At 64.3% G+C, this 4,145-nt stretch carries 4 protein-coding genes; 1 reads left to right on the top strand and 3 read right to left on the bottom strand.

The genetic code is table 11. The features are described 5' to 3' along the window. Nucleotides 1–242: 242 nt before the first annotated feature. Complete coding sequence (locus tag VJ673_RS06335; RefSeq protein WP_324125209.1) at nt 243–452, bottom strand: hypothetical protein; 210 nt, start codon at nt 450–452, stop codon at nt 243–245. A 29-nt stretch (nt 453–481) separates the two neighbouring features. Between VJ673_RS06335 and VJ673_RS06330 the strand changes: the two genes are divergently transcribed. After that, entirely contained in the window at nt 482–1,477 is a 996-nt protein-coding gene (locus VJ673_RS06330) for a helix-turn-helix domain-containing protein (protein ID WP_324125208.1), read from the top strand. A gap of 7 nt (nt 1,478–1,484) precedes the next feature. On the opposite strand, the gene VJ673_RS06325 is transcribed toward VJ673_RS06330, so the two are convergent. Together VJ673_RS06325 and VJ673_RS06320 are read right to left on the bottom strand one after the other, a co-directional pair. Then, nucleotides 1,485–2,018 carry a Cif family virulence factor gene (locus tag VJ673_RS06325; protein ID WP_324125207.1) on the bottom strand — a complete coding sequence of 178 codons (534 nt, stop codon included), beginning with the start codon at nt 2,016–2,018 and terminating at the stop codon, nt 1,485–1,487. Nucleotides 2,019–2,039: 21 nt separating this feature from the next. After that, nucleotides 2,040–4,043 carry an NAD(P)-binding protein gene (locus VJ673_RS06320; protein ID WP_324125206.1) on the bottom strand — a complete coding sequence of 668 codons (2,004 nt, stop codon included), beginning with the start codon at nt 4,041–4,043 and terminating at the stop codon, nt 2,040–2,042. Nucleotides 4,044–4,145 lie beyond the last annotated feature (102 nt).

Raw genomic sequence — 4,145 nt, 5'->3', positions numbered from 1 at the left:
ATAGAGGCGGTTGCGGTCCTTCGCCCTCCCGGCTCCAACTCACACTGACCGTCACCAAGCGGTCGCTCGGCTCAACCACCTGTGCGAAGTCTGACAAACCGCTGTACAAATTGAAGCGGCCAAAGGATCCCGGTGTCAGGCCCAGGGAGGGATCATCAGCACGCCGTGGCTCGTCAGATGGCACAGCCGCTCGCCTTTGAGGGGTTCCTTCGTCGCTTTGTCCTCCACCAGCTCGATGCCGATCATCTGGCCACGGCCACGGACCTCGCCGAAGAACGGCCCTCGATCTCGAGGCCATAGTGCTGCAGGCCGAGCCCGCCCTGCCGCGCCCCGGCCTCCGCGCGGATAAGCGCGATGTCGTGGTGCTTGTGCGCGAAGGACATCATGATCCAGCGCTCGGATCCCAGATCGGCAACTTGTCCAAATCGGGCTTCCCTGACCACAATGGTCACACCAGACTCGCGGTAATCTCGCTGGCCTCATGAACCTGCCGCTCGACCTCGCTGCGAGTGACGCCACGGCGCACCCGGTCCGCCGAGAACGCGACTTCTGTGCCGACCCGGAATCCTTGGAAGGGATCCCCGGCTGGGACATCCATTGCCTGCAAGTCAGCCGCGGAGCCCTGGCAGGACGGTCCGTCGATCTCCATCTGCCGGCCGTGCAGCTGCTGTTCGAGGAATATCGCAACGTCGTCACCAATCAGTTTGGCTGTGCGCCGCCGGGCTCGATCAGTCTCGGGATCGCGGTGTCGATGAAGAGCGAAGGTCTGCTCAACGGAACCCGCTGGGGCGACGGCCTGAGTGCGTTCGACACGCGACACGAACTGGACTCGATCGTCTGGCCGACGAGACTGATTTCGGTTGTTGTCGACCGCCGCCTCCTGGCCGAGTACCTCTGGGACACCGAGCATGCGGACATCGAGCACTGGCTGTCGGATGGGCCTGCCGTCGCGAACGACGCGCCCCTGGCGGCAGGCTTGGCGGAGCGGCTGTCCGGATTGGCCGACTCCTGCGCAGTCCTGGGCGACGCCATCGGCACTCCCGCGGTAGCGCACCGTCTGCGCGACAGCGTGCTCGCCCTTCTTGGCCCGCACATCGTCGATCGCCTGAGTGTCACGGCGCCTTCCCGGCCAGAGGGCTCCCACGTCGAAGTGGTGCGCCGTGCGCGTGAACTGGTGAGCGCGCATCAGGACGACCCACCATCGATTCGGGAGCTGTGCCTGGCGCTTGGGGTATCCCGTCGCTGGCTGCAGTTGAGCTTCAACGCCGTTCTGCAGATGAGCCCATTGGCGTACCTGCGGGCCATGAGACTGGACCGCGCCCGGCGCATGCTCGCCAGCGGCGCCACTGGGGTTCAGGTGAAGAATGCCGTCGAGGCTTACGGCTTCTGGCACCTGAGCCGATTCAGCCGCGACTACCGAGACCTGTTCGGCGAGCTTCCGTCCGAGACACTGCAGCGCGCGCGGGCGCGGACATGAGCCGCCGCTACTTCTTCTTGTCGCTGCCCTTGTCGAACGTCCCGAGGAGCACGACGTCCCCGGCGCAGAACCACTGGCCGCTAATCTTCTCCCACACGAACAGGATGCGCACCGGCGAAGGCGGGTAGTCCTTCACCTTCTCTGGCTTCACGTCGGCGTAGAAGTTCGTCCAGTCCCAACCCATGTTGCCGTTGACGTAGGTGTGGATCGATTCGATGCGGACCTTCGTCGTGTCGGCGACAAAGGTCTTGTAGAGCTCCAGGAACTGCGAGCGTCCCATCGCAAAGAACTTCGGCTCACCCTCCGCGGCAGTGAACGCATTCGGCGAGTAGAAGCCCTTGACCAGTCCCTCGGCGTCCTGCGCGGCCCAGGCCCGTTCCTTCAGGTCATACTTGGCACGGATGGCCTTTCTAAACGCCTGAAGGGCTGGCGTCGACCTTTCCTTCTCGACCGGGGCCGCCGTGGATTCAGGCATGGCGGAAGCAGTGAACGCGGCGCAGGCAAGCACGGCGGTCAGGGCAATTCGGGGGAAGTGATTCATGGATGTCTCGAGTTGAGGTTTTCAGATCACGCCGAGCAGTTGCGTCGCAGCCCGCTGCCCTTCGTCGGCGGCGGACTCCCACATCTGCGTACCAGTCAGCTCGGAGTGGGAGAACGCAATGCGGTGGAAACGCTTGCGCAGGATCTCGCGCGGCGCCGGCCTTCCGTTTTGGCCGAAGAAGAAGCCAGGCGGATCGACGACGTAGGCGTGGCCCCAGCGGTTGGTCGTAATGCCGGCGATGTCCCGGGCCGCATCGAAGCCGGCCGACGAGAACATCTTGGTGAACTGGGCACGGACGGCGGCTTCGATCTCGGCGTAGCTCATGCCGAACAACTGCATGCGCGCGGCCGTGCACTGCTGCGGAAACGGCAGCCCGGGCAGGAGAAATGGGTTGTACTGCGTTAGGACGACAGGCTTGTTCGGGTCCAGGGGCATCGTCTCCTTGCCGTCGACGATGACGTTGCGGCGCAGTCCGGTCCACCAGCCGAACCCTTCGAACCAGCGGGCGCAGCTGATGCCCAGTTTGTCCAAAAAGCGCCAGTTCCGCAGCGCCACGTTGACGGTCAGCATGGGCGCGTGGTGGAAGGTCTGCATGGCCTGCCGATATTCGTCGTCGATGTCCCGGCAGATGTGCCGATTGACGTGCTGCTGCCCCGCCATCACGACGCCCTTGGCCTTGACCTTGTAGAGTTGCCCGCCGCGCTCGTACCACACGGTCACCTTCTTGGCCTTCGCGGGATCGCCGTCGTGCTTGACCGCGACCACCGTGCAAGACAGGCGGATGCGTACGGCGTTGGCGGGCTGGTCGAGCACGCCGAAGTTGATCCGGTCCAGCAGCAGCTCGCTCAGGCGCTTGCCCTTGAAGGCGCCCGGAATCATCTTTTGCACCAGGCGCCTGGCAATGCTCGCGTTACCGCCCGGCAGCGAGACGAGGTAGACCTGGTCGGCCGGATCGCCCAGCCCCTTGTGCAGATCCCGACCCTGCGCGACTGGACCCGGCGCCATGAAGTTGAAGGCCGAGTAGGCGGAGATCACGTCGGAGCCCATGCCGCAGCCCATGGCCGCGTTGACGGGGCTGATGTACTTCTCGAACGCCGGGCAGTCGATGCCGAGCTCGTTGCGCAGGTACTCCGAGTAGGTCATCGAGTCCAGCCACTTCTCCCAGTCCGGCCGGGAGTTGGGCGTGCGGAACAGCTCCGCGGTCATGAAATCCAGGCGCTCCTTGTCGCTGAACGGCGTGTTGCGCAGGCCGTCGCGCCACATGTTCTTGACGAAGCCCTTGGACTCGAAGAAGTAACCGATGTCGGCCGCCTCCCACTGGATGTGCATCGGCCCCCACATGTCGCCCGGCACCAACGCCTTCGAGGACATGTTGCGCGGCTGCTGGAACTCGAACTCGCGGGGAAAGTCGAGTTGATCGTAGAAGTCGGAGTAGAAGTTGTATTCCTTTGCCCGCTTCAGCGGAAACACCATGCCTGTCGAGCCCTGCGGTGCCCACAGGTGAACGCCGTCGACCTCGAATTCGTTCTGCTTGGCCTCACCGCCGAAGACCGGGTGCTGGTCCAGCAGCAAGACGGGGCTCTTCGAGCGATGTCGGTGGTAGGTGTAGGCTGAAGTGAGGCCCGAAATGCCGGCGCCCACCACCAAGAGATCGAAGGTCTCGCCGGTGTCCGTTGCCGAGTCGAGATAGCTGTCGACATCCTGATTGCGGATATGTCCATGAGCCGCGTTCAGCACGTCGTGCGTGTTGCCATTCGACTTGCCATAGTCGCCGATGCCGCCCGGCCCGGTCCAACTGGCATCCAGGCCCGTCATCGGAGCGTTGATCGTTTGTGCCGAGGCGGATCGGATCGCGCCTGGCGAGGCAGCCGTCAGCAGTGCAGCGCCGGCTCCGAGAAGGATCGAGCCGGCGAAGTCCCGGCGCGTGATGGCGGCGTTCATACCGAGCTGATCCGCCTCGCGGCGAGACAGGAGAGGAACCCCCTCGGGCGGGGGCACGTCGGGGGCGTCGTCGGTGTTCATCATGATTCGTCGTCCAGCCCTCGAGGCGAAGGCGGATCGAAGTTACGGACGGACGAACTCTAGGAATACAGTTCCCCTCGGCGTTAGCCGCTTTTGGCAGTGACC

Origin of the sequence: Aromatoleum sp., assembly GCF_035254505.1 — a bacterium.
Classification (GTDB): Bacteria; Pseudomonadota; Gammaproteobacteria; order Burkholderiales; family Rhodocyclaceae; genus Aromatoleum.
The sequence above is the reverse complement of the archived record's forward strand: the minus strand, read 5'-3'. Positions and strand labels throughout refer to the sequence as shown.